Below are 15447 nucleotides of genomic sequence, written 5' to 3'. Positions count from 1 at the left end.
GCAGGTGTAACCTGTCACTACATCTGCAAGTGGCTAGATGGTTACTTCCGTCAGTAACTAGCACAAAAAAAGGAGGGCCACCACCCTCCTTTTTTGTTTGCGTGAAAACGTGTCTCACATTGACTTCCTTTGTCATATATTATGATACATGATTACCTTTAATTTGTAAATATTGCCTTAATAAAGGTATAGTATATATAAATATCAAGGTTTAGTATTAAAAATAGGAAAAATAGGCCATATAATTTGGACCTCATGATAGGATTAGGTATATGACAAGTGAACAGGAATGGGAACAGGTTTTACAAATAAAGACAGCAGGCCGTGATGATAGTCGGTCCGATACGGAGCATCATCCTTATGAGCCGACAGATTATTGCGTGCTGGAGCGCTTGGCGAATAGTGGACATATCCGCAAGAAAAATACGCTCATTGATTATGGCAGTGGCAAGGGCCGTGTCAGCATTTTTATGGCGTACCAAACGGGTTGTCATTCCATTGGTATCGAATACGATGAACGACTCTATGAAAAGGCTATTATCAATGGTGAAAGCCCAGCAGCTCGCAATCGTGTGAGCTTTGTGCATGGTGATGCTCTTTATGAATTGCCAGACCAAGTAGATCGTTGTTTTTTCTTTAATCCCTTTGCGCTTCATACGATTAAGCGGGTTTTAGGAAATATCTTCGATTCTCTGTATCATCATCCGCGGGAGATTAAACTATTTTTCTACTATGTCAACGAAGAGGTAGAAAACTTCTTGAATAACCATGTGCGATTGGAACAGGAAGAAATCATTGATTGCAGTGATCTCTTTGAAGAACGTGATGTAAAAGAACGAATTTTAGTGTATTCAGTCAATTTATTTTAGTGTATTCCGTTAACTTGTTTTAGTATATTCTGTCAGCTTATTTTAATGTATTCATTCTATTTATTTTAGTATGTAAGAAACCTCAATGTTGAAGGCTTGTTTTAGTGGTTCTAAATTTGTACGACTAGGACATTATTCAAATTGAGGTTTTATTCTATTTTTAAGGAACTTTCACCTAGATTATTAAGGAAAAAGCAGATAAATTCTGATATAATAATATATTAGAGATTATAAAATCAAATTATTTTTTATGGTTCTATACATTGATTCGTATGCACTAAGTTAGTGGATAGGGCTGAGTGTATTGAAGACTGGAGGTACCCGTGGAAATCATCGATACAGCATTGATTGAACGTATTCGCAAGGCCTTAATTAAACGTTATGATCGAGATCAACAGATCCAACAAATGATAGAAGAAATCGGTGCTGAAGAGGGACTCAATGAGTCTGAATTGGCTATCGTTTACCAAGCTTATTTAGAGGTTAAGGAACGCGTTTACTACACATCCTCTCTCGTAGATTTGTGGAATCAAATTGAAGAGGTTCAAAAACGAATGTCCATGTTGCATACCTATGATTCTCTTGAAGAGGATTTATTTGGTAATGTGTTAGGCGACAATCAAGAGGATATTATCATTGCTGATAAATCGTATCTTGGTAAGGGTGCTAGCCATAATAACGATGTGTACGCTATGGAACAGGTTCAATTATCCGATATTCCTGCACAGCACGATTCTACAGTGGGCATGAACCATATTAAATTGAATGAATTACATTCTATGGGTGGTCTTTTTACAGGTTCTGGTGAAAGCTCCAAACATGAGGTGTCTGACCTTGATGAAGCACTTGTAGAGCATATGGATGTCAATCCATTAGATGGCGTTGAAAGTTTAGAAGTCTATCACTTGGATGAAGACAATAAAAATAAATCCTCAAATGATGAATTCGATGATGATATGGATGAGGACGAAGATGATTTATCCGCTATTGATCCATATACAGCGGTAAATGCTTTGTTATTCGGCAAAGCTGGCTTGGATTCAGATAAAGCTAATAAGAAGATGGAAAAGCTTCTTAAAAAGCAATTGAAACGCGTAGATGATGAATGGGCGCGTATCAATGGGACTGACGAAAAGTCTAAAAAATCCAAAGAAGATAAGAAATCTAAAGAAGGCAAAAAAGCTAAGGATGACAAGAAGTCTAAAGAGGATAAAAAGGACAAAAAATTTAAAAAGTCTAAGGAAGATAAACATTCTAAGTCTGAAGATAAATTAAAGAAAAAGAAAGACAAGGCTGAAAAGAAGCTTAAAGTCTTAAATGACAAGTTAAAAACAGTCTTTTTAGCTGACACTTTCAGTAAAAAAGATAAGAAAAAAGACAAGAAAAAGGATAAAAAATCCAAAAAGGATGGATCCGAAAAAAAGTAGAAACGATAGTTTCCGTATGGAATAGTAAGGCCTCTAAGAAGGCTCAGGAGAGTACTAGTGCTGAGAAATCAGCCAGTGCAGGGACTATCGACCGCGGATGCGGTAAATGCAAGCGATGTAAGGGACCTAAATGTAAGAAATATCCAACATAATTATAGTTAGGTAGTATAGAGTAGTTACGTTATATGAACGAACAGTAAGGGGTTAATGATGAACCGATGGCAACGATTATTTGAAGGCATAAAGACAGAGATTAAGGTATTTATCTTTTTCTCTGCCTTGTTGACTGCATTTAGAATCGTGTTTCTTGCAGTATTCCAATCACAGCTAGCATCTGTGACGATGGAAAATATCCTTACGTCCTTATGGCTAGGCTTTAGATTGAGCCTCAAGACAGTCGGTTCTTTGTGCTTATTGGGCTTCTTAGGAGGCACATTGGTGCATACCTTTGTACCAAAATGGCCATCCTTGCGCATTAAACAGGTTATCTATTCTATTGCAACGGTACTGTTAACCTTCTTATTCTTGGGGCGCATTCCGTTCTATAAGATCTTTAACTCCTCTTATAATGCGATGCTCATCAATGGTAAAAACGATGATATCGGCGCCATTATCAATACAGCCATCAATGAATATAATGCGTTGATGTACATCGTAGGTGCTGTTGTGTTGAGTGCCGCCCTTTGTTGGTTCCTCGTTCGTTTCTTGGCGTGGGGTACAAAGAAATATAGCGATTACGCTAATACTCAACTAGTTTGTACTACGTGGTATCCTAAGACGAAGAAAACGCAATGGATTACAGGCATTGGATTGACTGTAGTTATCGGCGTACTAGGATTATTCTTTAGATTTGGTGGTGCCTTTAACTATACGAACTCTATTAACTGGGAAAGTGCGGCGCGTCTCAGTTCTAATCTATTAAATGAAACCATCCTTGATGATGTGCAGGCTCTCTATCGCGTTAAAAGCATTGCAAAGCGTGCAGATGAGCTTGAGGTCATCAATTTAACACCTCAAGAATTGAGTGAAAAAATTAGTGCCATCGGCGGTAAGTTTAACGGTAAGGATTTTGATGGTTCTTTCACAAGAACGATTACAACCCAACGTTTAGCAGAGCAACCGCAATCTATTAACATCGTTCTTGGTGAATCTTATGGTTTGTGGCCATTCCTCGGTGAATACAACGAACCTGGTGCCTACCTCGTTGAACAAGGCCGTAAATATGCTGCTAGCCCTCAAGCGATGAGTACACAGCTAGCACTTGCTCAAGGTACAGGTACGATGCCTGCTATCAACGGTTTATTGACTGGTATGCCTGATACAGGTTTATATCCTAACTACGAAGGTGAAAGTTTCAAACAACCATATGGCTTAGGCATTGGTTCTGTTATGAAAAAACTAGGTTACAAAACAGTATTCTGGTACGGCGGCTTTAGCACATGGCAAAATGTTAAGAATTTCGCCTTATCTCAAGGCTTTGATGAATTCCATGATGCGTCCGAAATGCCAAGCGATGAAAGTAATGCGTGGGGCGTAGCGGATAAGGATATGTTTAAAGCCATCTCCGCATATATGGAACAACATAGAGGGGAAAAAATCCTCAACGTAATCATGACTACATCTAATCATCCTCCATATAGCGTTAACGTCGCTAAAGAAGGGTATGATGTGAACAAGGTAAAAGGTCATTTGCCGGATACAATCGCTGAAACCGATAAGCAATTGAACGAAATGGGTCATATTTGGTATGCAGACCATGTGATGGGTGAGTTTATCGCCAGCGAAGAAAAAGCAGATCCATCGGCGCTCTTTGTTATCACTGGGGACCATAGCGAACGCTTTACCTTTGCTCGTGAAGTAAGTCCTAATGTGGCATCTACCATTCCGATTATCTTCTATGGTCGAGGCATTCATAAAGACTGGCTTGCTCCTAATGCGTTTGGCATGAGCATTCAAATCATTCCAACCTTGGCAGAACTTGTAGGTCGTCCTGGTCAAACCTATGAAGCAATGGTGCCAAGTCTATTTACACAAGAGGAATTTGTCTTTAACCATAGACTCTATCTAGATAACAGTGGAAAACTTATGGAACAAGGCACAAATATGCCTCAAGCCTATGGTGAAGTGATTAAGAACATGCGCGAACTTGCAGCATGGCGTATTAAACATGGGGATATCATCCAATAAAAACTACATATTTTTATGTATTAAATGTAATTGATTTATAAGCTAAAGGATTATCTATGAGTACTGTGACGGCTATTATCTTAGCGCGCAATGAAGAACAACATATTGTAGATTGTATTAAAAGTATTCAATTTGCTGATGAAATCCTAGTTATCGATGATGGTAGTACAGATCAAACAGTATCACTTGCTACTGGATTAGGTGCAAAGGTTATACCACATCCGTTAAATGGAGATTGGTCACAACAACGACGCTTTGGTATTTCACAAGCTCAGAGTGAATGGATTTTATTTGTTGATTCTGATGAACGTGTATCACCAGAGTTAGCAAAGTCTATTCAACGAGCTATTCAAGGAGAACCGAAGGCGTATTGGCTACGTCGATATAACTTGTTCCATCATAATCAGGCAACCCATGGTGTGGTGAGACCTGATAAGGTGCTACGATTGATGCCTCGAGAGGGTGCAACTGTAGAAGGTGCTGTTCATGAAGCCTTTATCAGCCCGTACCCACAAGATACATTAGAAGGAAAGTTGTATCACTATACGTATGATAATTGGCATCAATTCTTTGAGAAGTTCAATAAGTATACGACGGCAGCAGCTAACAAATACAAGGCACAAGGGAAGTCTTGTAGTTTTTTAGGGGATATTATATTGCGTCCTACATGGGCATTCTTTAAGATATATATTTTGCAAGGTGGCATATTAGATGGAAAAATAGGTTTTCTATTATCTATCTACCATATGATGTACACCATGACGAAATATGTAAAATTATATTATTTAAATAAATCGAATGGGCAATTATAATTGGTGATTTAGTATAGTAGATTGCTATAGGGAATTATTGTTCTTTAAGTAGATCTGGAAGTATAAATGAGTGAACAATTTTTTCTATCCCTACAACAAAATATAAAATTAATGCTTTGGGCTCCTATATTGAGCACCATCTTTCGAATCGTATTTATGATTGTGTATAATCCCTACCCCACATGGAAAGGTCGTTGGAAATCTGTAGTAGGTTCATTGCGTTACGGCTTCTGGTGGGGCATGGATTTTGATGCCTATGTATTCTTACTACCCTTAGTTTTGGTAACACTCCCTGGACTATGGTTTGAAGGATACCATCAAATAGAGGATTCCTTACGATTGGTGGGTCTAACGATTTATTCCTGTGTTCTGTACGCAGCCTTTGCAGGAAAAATGATCTTCTACAAGCATTTCCATGATACGTACAACTACATGGTTCATTATGGAAATCATGCAGAGAAACATAATTTAATTGATGTATTCTTTAATCAAGATAGAGGCATTCTTGTCATCTTAGGATTGATTCCTATTACATTTATATCCTGGTACATAGGAGATTTCTTCTTGTCCTTGCCATCAATACCGTATCCAAACATTGAAGGAACATGGCCCACGGTAGCTTGGAATATAGGACTTGTGGCTGCCTCTGTGTTAGGTTTCTATTGGTTCCGCTATGGTGGCACCTTATCTCATGATGATAAACCAGAATGGGATACGATTCCTACAGTGGTAAAAGAGGATATATTCTTTGCTCGTGCTACAGTGCCAGATCTATGTGCTTTAGAAACGGTACTCAAACATCCGCTACGTGATGAATATACAGCATCACCTGAGGATATTGATGACGCCATATATCGTATTGTTCCTGACAAATACAAAGATTCCTGGCAGGATTTAAGTACACCGCTTCATGCATTTAAACGTGTTGCATCAGGTCCTCGTATTGATAAACCGCAGCATATTTTTTTTATTGTTGGTGAAAGTATCCCTCAATGGTCTCTTGATGAACCTTATAAGGATCTCAATATATGTCCTGGTTTATGGGATTTTAAAGATGATCCTCATACGGCACAAGTACCTAATTTCTTGCCTGCTGGTAATGTATCTCGCCCATCCATTGTAAGTCTATTATCCGGCGTCTATGATGCGGGTATGGAAATCAACGAACGGGAATCCTTTTGGCATGAGCCGTTGCCGACCTCTTTGGCAGCTCAAATGAAGCGATTAGGCTATGATACGATTTATTGGTATGGTGGTAATGCGTCGTACGGCAACTTTAATCACTTTGGTAAGGCTCAAGGCTTTGACCGCGTGGAAAGCGCTTCTGTGTTCTGTGGTTCCGATGCTCCTAAAACTTGGGTAGGCGTCTATGACCATGTCTTTTTAGAACATATTGAACAGGAAATCAAATCGTTAGAACATCCTACATTCCATTTTATTTACACTACATCCAATCATGGCCCTTATAAAATGGAGGATTCCTTATTAGATTATGATCCTGAAAAGGTCATGCCAAATCTTGGTGATGATCTAAAATCCAATAAGAAACGGAATAAAGAATTGGCTACTTATCGCTATAGCGACAAGGCGATTTTTAACTTTGTACGTGCTATGAAAGAGGCTTTTCCTGATAGTTTATTCGTTGTCACTGGTGACCACTCGAATCTATTTGGGTCTTTGAATAATACATCCATAATTCAACGGGATTATACCTTGCGCGACACATTCTGTACCGTAGGACTATTGCAACATCCTGCTTTCACTAAGGACAGTATTACGGCGCCCATTGGCACGCATATGAGCCTCATGCCTACGATTATTGAAGCCATTGCACCAAAGGGGTTTGAATATTATTCCATTGTGCCGTCCTTGTTTGATAAACAGTCCGACACGTTGGTTACGCCGTACCAATGGATTACACCACATATGATTGGCGACGTTCGCATGGATTATGGTGAAAGCAACACACCGTCTTATAAACCGGTTGAGCCAATTCGTCCCATTGATAATCATGAGGATGATGCTCGTGATTGGACATTGTTGACCATGTGGCTCATTAATCATGAAGACAGTATGAATAAGTCGTAGTATAATTAAACAATAATATCTATTGATGTATATGTAACCAGTATTTCGTATACATCAATAGATGCTACTAAATGTGTATTGATATGTGTATGATAGGAGGAACCTATGTCTATAATCAATGTTGTAGGCGCCAAAATTTGGGGTGGCGGCGAACAATATGTATATGATATTTGTAAACAATTACAACAGAGACATAGGACTGCCTATATCTTAGTGGACCAATCGAATGAAGATATGCAATCTCGCTATGCTCAAGTGGGTCATGTGATGACGGCCAATCTTTATACTTTGAAGGGTTTTCTATCTGTTAGTGCAGTGGCTAAGCAGATAAAAGCACAAGGGATTGATACGATTGTATGCCACTCTGGTAAATATATCTTATTCTGTATTGCCCTTAAGCAGCTAACAGGTGCTAAATTGGTGTTTATTAAACATAATCTTGTACCTGGTAAAACAGATATATATCATAGATGGATCAATGCACAAGTAGATGCCTTTGTTTGTGTGTCTAAACTTGTTTATGACGATCTTATGACGCCTGCTATTAAGGATACTAGCAAATACCATGTTGTATATAATGGTATTGATCCGAACCGATTCCAGTCCTTTTCAGATGCTGTTCCCATGAAATATAAGGTTAGAACCTTTGGCTATAGTGCGCGTATAACAGAACGGAAAGGTTTGTATCTGATTTTAAGTGCTCTTGAACAGATTCATCAAAACAATCCCGATGTTCGATTGATTATATCGGGGGCTGGTACAGAGGATCAAATTAAGAAATTAAAAGATTATATACATGCACATCAAATGCATTCTTACGTTGAATTTATAGGTTTTACACGAGATATTGAAGGTTTATATAGATCCATAGATTGCTTACTATTGCCAACGATAACGCGTGAAGCCTTTGGTCTCGTTATTTGTGAGGCTATGTATTGCGGTGTACCAGTCATTACAAGTGGCTCTGGGGCTCAGCGAGAAATCATAGACGATGGTGAATCTGGATTTATTGTAGATCCTTTGAACGAACACAGCTTACAACAAGCTATGGAACATGTGATGAGTGATGCTGTAAACTTGCCAAATATCATCACAAAGGCACGACAAGTTGTGGAACAGCGATTCATGGTTAATCGTGTGGCAGATGAATTAGTTGCGATTATAGATAATTTACACTCCACTGATAAGTAATGATAAGGTTTGGTAGTTTTTAGTGGATAGGAGTTTGAGATGGGATATTTAGAAACACAATGGCAGCGAGGTCGTAAGATTTACGGCAAACGTAGTTGGAGGGAAACTAGACGTACTTTTCTTCATACAATGCGCTCTATCCGCAATAAAAGGGAAATTGAGGCACTAGAGACCTATTTTGCAAACTATACGCCTGATCCAACCTTATTAGACCGTCAAGTTGGTTTATTTGAGTTAATGACACGATTTTTCTTGTTTAAAAGCTCAACACCACAGGAACGATTAGAGGCTATTGTTAATCATTTTGATTATTTAAAAGATGTATTTACGGACGAAGCGATTCGCGAAATGTACTCTGTAGATCCAGATAATATTTATGACGATGTAAGCCGTATGAATCGTGGCTTTATCGTATGGGAATCAGAAGACCTTGATATGGTAGCGCGCTTATATTATGGCCCTGGTCAGCGTAAAGAAGGCTTCTTAACCTTGTTACTAACCTTGGGTAAACAAGGCGTATACCATGCTAATTTCCGCTTTGGCAAAGGTTTTAATGGGGAACCTGCTATGTGGATTGGCACAATTCAAGGCTATAAAGATGGTTTAGATAATGCTAAAACAGTGACTAAAAAGATGTTTGGATATCGACCAAAAAACTTTATCATGTTCTTATTGCGCCATATTGCAGTCATCTGTAAGGTAGAATCTATTTACGCTGTTTCTGATGAAGGCTTTTATGCAAATACCCACTTAGTTCGCGGTCACCGTGCTAAGGTAGCTGAGCTAGATCCATTATGGGAGGAATCTGGCGGTGTTGTATGTAGCGATGAACGGTTCTTCAAAATTCCATTAGAGGAATATCGTAAACCTATTGAAGAGATTAAATCACAAAAACGTAGCCAATATAGAAAACGTTATGAATTACTCGATCAATATGAACAAGAAATTCAAAATCATGTACGACCATTGTTACGAGTAAAATAATATCTATAAAGGGAATAGATACCACTATGATAGACAGTAGATTGTAACTATGTTGGGAAAAAGGGGTTAGTATGCAATCTTGGATAATTAAGAATTCTGAAATGGTCCTGACCGTACTCATTTCGCTGATGATATGTACGACACGGTCATCTATGGCATTAGGGAATTTACTATATGGCCTCATTATATTGATGACCTTAATAACTTGTTGGTATAGGCGACATGAAATCTCCATACCACAATCGATACGCCAATATGGATGGGCTTATTTAGGCATGTTACTATGCGTATTGCCGTCCGCATTAATTAGTAATGATATAGCGGTGACCACAAAATATTTCTTTAATATTTGGGTTTGGAAGGTATTAGTCATCGTCCCAATTCTGCTATGTATTAAGAGTTCTCGCAAATTATACGCCATATTATCAGTATTTTTTGTGTATATGGGCATCGATGCTATATCGGCCTTTACACAATATTTACTGGGCTATAACTTAGGACCAGGAGGTCGTGCAGGTGGTGTTATACACGGCTCTATGATGGGACTAGCCATGTTGTTAACATTGGCTTTTCCATTAGCATTAATTGCTGCCTATGATAAGAGATTTCCTTCGTATGTAAGAAAATCTGCTGTATTTTCTTTGTTTGGCATGCTATTAGGCATGTGGGGGAACCAAAGCCGTGGTTCCTGGTTATTTAATGGCATTAATGGTGCGCTCATTACATTGCGCTATTGCTTTGTAAATATTCGCTATGTATTAGTACTACTTGTAGCTGTTGTAGGTATAGGATATGCATTTAGTAGCAATCAAGCCTATGTAGCTCGTTTTGAAAGTACTTTTAATATAAGCACAGATGGTTCAAATTTGGGCCGTATCTATGTATGGGAAGCAGATAAGCAAATGATTATGGACCACCCTGTAACAGGTGTTGGTCCTGGATTATGGCAAAAAACATATCGAGAGCACTATAAATTAAAACAAGAAACTCAAGATTTAGGCCATTCTCATAATAATTTATTGCAAATAGCCTCTGAATCTGGTCTATTAGGCCTCGTTGGTTTCTTAGGATTCTCAATTTTTATGTTCTGTAAATCGTTGAAACACTATGTGAAGACAAGAAACCCTTATGATTTATCAATCCTTGTAGGTTTAATTAGTTACTTATTCCTATTTGGATCAGTTGATTATACATGGGGAAATTCATCGGGCATTCGCATATTTTGGATTGTTATGGGTATCATGATTCAATTGAAAATAAATGAGAATTACAAGGTTATTTAGAAAATATTTACGCATTATTTAATTGATTTTTACGTCTGATTTAAATAGACTGAGAATCTCCAAAAAACTACATAAAAGATAGCTAAAATCTATGGTTTTTCATAGTTTTAAACTTTTGAATATGATACAATATAAGTAAATATTGGTACATTGTATTCGTATGTTTTAGAGGTTGTTTTCTTGAAAATTGTATTGAGAAAACAACCTTTTTTTATAGTTTGGGGTATTAGTATGAATAGTTATGGATATAATAATCACAACAAGTTGCTTGTTAGCAAATTTATAGTGCTTATAGCTGATTATATTTCTATTGTGCTAGGCACATTAGCAGCTTATCATTTGCGGTTAAATTTACCGTTTTTACCGGTAAGTCCACATTTTAAGGTAGATGAAATCTATGTATATGGCGTTATACCTTTCGTATTTTTAGCTATATTGCTACTCAATAATACCTATTCTGTTGTATCTCCTTATTGGGATACTATGAAGAACTTATTCCGTAGCATCACTATTGGCGTAGTTGTATCTATTGTGCTCATGTACACAGGACACGTAATCAACGATGTATCCCGATTATTTGTTGTCTTTGCTTACTTATTCATGTTGCTCTTTATCTTTAGCTTCCGTTTTATTGTAGGCAAGATTCTTTCTAAGGCGGGATATTTAACGATACCAGTTTTATTAGTTGGTGCAGGTAAAACAGCAGAGCTCGTAAAGAAATCCTTAGATCGCATGCCTATTGCTACGTACAAGATTATTGGTTATGTAGATGATAATCCTAAATCTTCTACTATTGCTAAAGAATATCCATGTTTAGGTGCTTTTTCCGATGTTGAACATGTTATCAAAGATACAGGTGTACAAACAGTTCTTATTTGTGCACCAGGGTTAGAACCTAAAAAGTTAGTATCTTTGATCAATCGATTGCAATTATTGGTAAAACGAGTAGCCTTTGTGCCTGAATTATTTGGTTTGCCTACAAGTAATATCACGGCTCGGGGCATGATGGAAGAGCAAGCCGTTGTATTGCGCGTACAAAATAACTTGGCTCGCAAGTCTAACCGCATTATGAAGCGCATATTTGATATTGTAGCTACCGTATGTGGGGGCCTCTTGATTTTGCCAATTTTAGCCATTGTAGCCGTACTGATTTATCTAGATTCTCCAGGGCCTATCGTATTTGGTCATAAGCGTGTTGGTCAAGGTGGTAAAGAGTTCCCATGCTATAAATTCCGCTCCATGGTGCCGAATGCACAAGAGGCATTAGAGGTATATTTGAAAGAAAATCCTGCAGCTCGTGAGGAATGGGAACGGGATTTCAAATTAAAAGATGATCCTCGTGTTACTCGTATTGGTAAATTCCTTCGTAAAACGAGTCTTGATGAATTGCCACAATTGTGGAATGTTCTCGTTGGTGATATGAGCCTCGTAGGTCCTCGTCCTATCGTGCGCGATGAAATCGTAAAATACGGCGACTATATCAACGACTTTTACCTTGTACCACCAGGAATTACTGGTGTATGGCAAGTTAGCGGTCGTAGCGATACTACCTATGAAGAACGGGTGTTAATGGACTCTTGGTATGTTCATAACTGGTCCGTGTGGATCGATATAGTATATCTTTTGAAAACTGTGTTGGCTGTCGTTAAATCGAAAGGGGCTTATTAGTCGGTATTATGAGGGATAGTAGTTTTGATATTATGAAGGGGATTGCAATTTTGCTTGTTGTTTTAGGGCATTCTGTTCCAGACCAAGCAAGTGCTAGTGGTATTGCTAGTTATCCTTTATATTTGATGCGGACAATAATTTATAGCTTCCATATGCCTGTTTTTTTCTTTGTCGCTGGCTACTTTATGCATATACCTTTGAAAGAGGGCTTCCAGAAATTTGTAAAAGATAAAAGTATACGGTTAATGGTTCCTTATTTTACTATTGGTTTATTGTATTTCCCTTTCAAATTAGCTTTATCAAAATTTGCAAATCAGCAGATATATCCACAAGATATATGGAAAATATTAATAGGTATCAATCCTGATGGAGAACTATGGTTTTTATATTGTTTGTTCTTCATTTCAATCTTGATTGCCTTATTGGTTAAACGTGTAAATTTAGGTTTACTAATTGGATCTTTCCTTATTGGAATGCTATCTGATGTATTAAATATCTTTTCTGTAGCTATGGTATCGGAGATATTGTACTTCCAATTCTTCTTTATCTTGGGATTATATATAAAGAAATATGCGCTATTGGATTATATGAAGTCCGCAGGAATAGCCCTTATATCTATGGTGATTTTTGGTGTAGGTAATTATGCATTGTTACATGATATTAATATGTTTAAAATACTTACTCTTGTAACAGCAGTTTCGGGCATTACTATTACATACTACATAGCTAACCAAATCTCATCTAGAATCGGATTATATAAAACACTATTAATCTTTTTAGGCACTGTCTCAATGGATGTTTATATCTTTAGTGATATCGTTAAGATTCCATTCAGAATTGTACTTTGGTCTAAATTAGGATTGTATTATGAAGCTTTTATTGTGTGCTTCCTAGCATCTACAATTCTATCTATCTTGATAGGTTATATATTAAGAAAAAATCATTATTCACGATTGCTATGTCTTGGTATGAAAAAATAAGGATATACATATGAAAAAACAATTTGATTATTTAGTAGTTGGGGCGGGCCCATTTGGTGCTGTATTTGCCCATGAGGCGCACAAGCGTGGTAAATCTGTACTTGTTATCGATCGTCGTAATCATATAGCAGGTAATCTGTATTGTGAAAGCAAAGACGATATTAACATTCACGTGTATGGTGCGCATATTTTCCATACATCCTTAAAGCATGTGTGGGATTATGTGAATCAATTTGCTGAGTTCAATCACTATGTAAATAGCCCTGTAGCAAATTATAAAGGTGAAATGTATAACTTGCCTTTTAATATGAATACCTTCTCCAAAATGTGGAATATTCGAACTCCTAAAGAGGCACAGGACATCATTACCAAGCAACGATCTGCTATTACAAGTGAACCTAAGAACCTAGAAGAGCAAGCTATTAGCCTTGTAGGTACAGATATTTACGAAAAGCTCATCAAAGGGTATACAGAAAAACAATGGGGCCGTAAATGTACAGAATTGCCAGCTTTTATTATTAAACGCTTACCAGTTCGTTATACCTACGATAACAATTACTTTAATGACCGTTTCCAAGGCATTCCTATGGGCGGTTATACGAAGATGATTGAACGCATGTTAGAGGGTATTGAAGTTCGTTTAGGTGTAGACTTCCTCAAACATCGCGATGAATATGAAGCCTTGGCAGATACAATCATCTATACAGGTCCTATTGATGAGTATTTTGATTACTCTGAAGGTGTATTGGAATATCGCGGTCTTCACTTTGAAACTGAACGTCTTGAAGAGGAAAACCATCAAGGTGTTGCCGTTGTGAACTATACGGAAGGGGACATTCCGTATACTCGCATTATTGAACATAAGCATTTTGAATTTGGTACACAACCTGTTACATATGTAACAAAAGAATATCCAAAAGACTGGAAAATTGGCGAAGAGGCTTATTATCCAGTGAATGATGTAAAGAATTTAGATCTTTACGCAACATATGTTAAAAAGGCTGAAACGATTTCCAATGTTATCTTTGGTGGTCGTTTAGGGGAATATAAATATTACGATATGGATAAGGTTATTGCTAGCGCTTTGGCATTAGTAGAAAAAGAGTTAGCTTAAACAAGTTTTCATATGGTAAGTAGATAGACTTGAGAGACAACACTCATGTAGGAGAGTACTAGTGAATATTAAGATTTTAGTAGCTACACATAAGCAATATTGGATGCCAGAGGACTCCGTATACATGCCAATCCATGTAGGTAGAGAGGGCAAGGCTGATATTGGTTATACTGGCGATCATACAGGGGATAATATTTCCTCAAAAAATGCAAATTACTGCGAATTAACAGGCCTTTATTGGGCTTGGAAAAACCTTGATGCGGACTATATCGGTCTCGTCCATTATAGACGTTACTTTACGCGCAAAGAGGTGCGTTCCGTAGAGGATAAAAAGAATCAAATCCTTACAAGTCAGGAATGGGAACAACTACTTTCAAAGTATCCTGTAGTCGTGGCGGATAAACGCAAATATTATATTGAATCTAACCGTTCTCACTATAATCATGCCCATCACAGCGACGGCCTTGATGCGGCAGAGCAAATCATCGCTGAAAAATATCCAGAATATAGCGCTGCTTTCACAAAGGTTTGTAATCGCACATGGGCGCACATGTTCAATATGTTTGTTATGCGCCGCGACCTATTTGATCAATACTGCGAGTGGATGTTCTCCATCTTGGAAGAGATTGAACATCGCGTCGATATTTCCGATTATGATACATACGAAGCGCGCATCTATGGTTTCGTAAGCGAAATCTTGCTCGACGTATGGCTTGAGGCCAATAACATTAACTATAAAGAACAAAATGTATCCTTTATGGAGCCACAAAACTGGATTAAAAAAGGTGGATTATTCTTGAAAAGAAAATTCTTTAAATAATAGACCTATTTGTATTATGGAGGA

12 protein-coding genes are annotated in these 15447 nt (G+C 37.7%); all 12 read left to right on the top strand.

The window, feature by feature from the left end:
- The first annotated feature begins 272 nt into the window (after positions 1-272).
- The 12 genes from ACSV5T_RS08690 to ACSV5T_RS08635 all read left to right on the top strand — a co-directional run bounded on the left by ACSV5T_RS08690 (position 273) and on the right by ACSV5T_RS08635 (position 15423).
- Entirely contained in the window at positions 273-869 is a 597-nt protein-coding gene (locus ACSV5T_RS08690) for a class I SAM-dependent methyltransferase (protein ID WP_438320821.1), read from the top strand.
- A gap of 323 nt (positions 870-1192) precedes the next feature.
- Positions 1193-2296 carry a transcriptional regulator gene (locus tag ACSV5T_RS08685; RefSeq protein ID WP_438320820.1) on the top strand — a complete coding sequence of 368 codons (1104 nt, stop codon included), beginning with the start codon at positions 1193-1195 and terminating at the stop codon, positions 2294-2296.
- 207 nt (positions 2297-2503) lie between these two features.
- Positions 2504-4483: an LTA synthase family protein gene (locus ACSV5T_RS08680; RefSeq protein WP_438320819.1), complete on the top strand. Its 1980-nt coding sequence runs from the start codon at positions 2504-2506 to the stop codon at positions 4481-4483.
- A 56-nt stretch (positions 4484-4539) separates the two neighbouring features.
- Positions 4540-5295, top strand: a complete 756-nt coding sequence (locus ACSV5T_RS08675) for a glycosyltransferase family 2 protein (protein WP_295231017.1) — start codon at positions 4540-4542, stop codon at positions 5293-5295.
- Between the two features lie 66 nt (positions 5296-5361).
- Positions 5362-7383: an LTA synthase family protein gene (locus ACSV5T_RS08670; RefSeq protein WP_438320818.1), complete on the top strand. Its 2022-nt coding sequence runs from the start codon at positions 5362-5364 to the stop codon at positions 7381-7383.
- A 105-nt stretch (positions 7384-7488) separates the two neighbouring features.
- Positions 7489-8574 (top strand): glycosyltransferase family 4 protein, encoded by a 1086-nt coding sequence (locus ACSV5T_RS08665; RefSeq protein WP_438320817.1) that lies wholly within the window; start codon positions 7489-7491, stop codon positions 8572-8574.
- 39 nt (positions 8575-8613) lie between these two features.
- Entirely contained in the window at positions 8614-9558 is a 945-nt protein-coding gene (locus tag ACSV5T_RS08660) for a VirK/YbjX family protein (RefSeq protein WP_438320816.1), read from the top strand.
- A gap of 71 nt (positions 9559-9629) precedes the next feature.
- Positions 9630-10841 (top strand): O-antigen ligase family protein, encoded by a 1212-nt coding sequence (locus ACSV5T_RS08655; protein ID WP_438320815.1) that lies wholly within the window; start codon positions 9630-9632, stop codon positions 10839-10841.
- A gap of 231 nt (positions 10842-11072) precedes the next feature.
- Positions 11073-12509 (top strand): undecaprenyl-phosphate galactose phosphotransferase WbaP, encoded by a 1437-nt coding sequence (gene wbaP, locus ACSV5T_RS08650; RefSeq protein WP_438320812.1) that lies wholly within the window; start codon positions 11073-11075, stop codon positions 12507-12509.
- 32 nt (positions 12510-12541) lie between these two features.
- Positions 12542-13489, top strand: a complete 948-nt coding sequence (locus ACSV5T_RS08645; protein ID WP_438320811.1) for an acyltransferase family protein — start codon at positions 12542-12544, stop codon at positions 13487-13489.
- A gap of 10 nt (positions 13490-13499) precedes the next feature.
- The gene (gene glf, locus ACSV5T_RS08640; protein ID WP_316067092.1) at positions 13500-14603 is read left to right on the top strand and encodes a UDP-galactopyranose mutase; all 1104 of its coding nucleotides are present in this window, start codon (positions 13500-13502) and stop codon (positions 14601-14603) included.
- Between the two features lie 61 nt (positions 14604-14664).
- A complete protein-coding gene (locus tag ACSV5T_RS08635) occupies positions 14665-15423 on the top strand; it encodes a DUF4422 domain-containing protein (protein WP_438320809.1) in 759 nt (252 codons plus the stop codon).
- Positions 15424-15447: the final 24 nt, after the last annotated feature.

Source organism: Veillonella sp. ZSJB6 (assembly GCF_051549505.1).
Classification (GTDB): domain Bacteria; phylum Bacillota; class Negativicutes; order Veillonellales; family Veillonellaceae; genus Veillonella.
The sequence above is the reverse complement of the archived record's forward strand: the minus strand, read 5'-3'. Positions and strand labels throughout refer to the sequence as shown.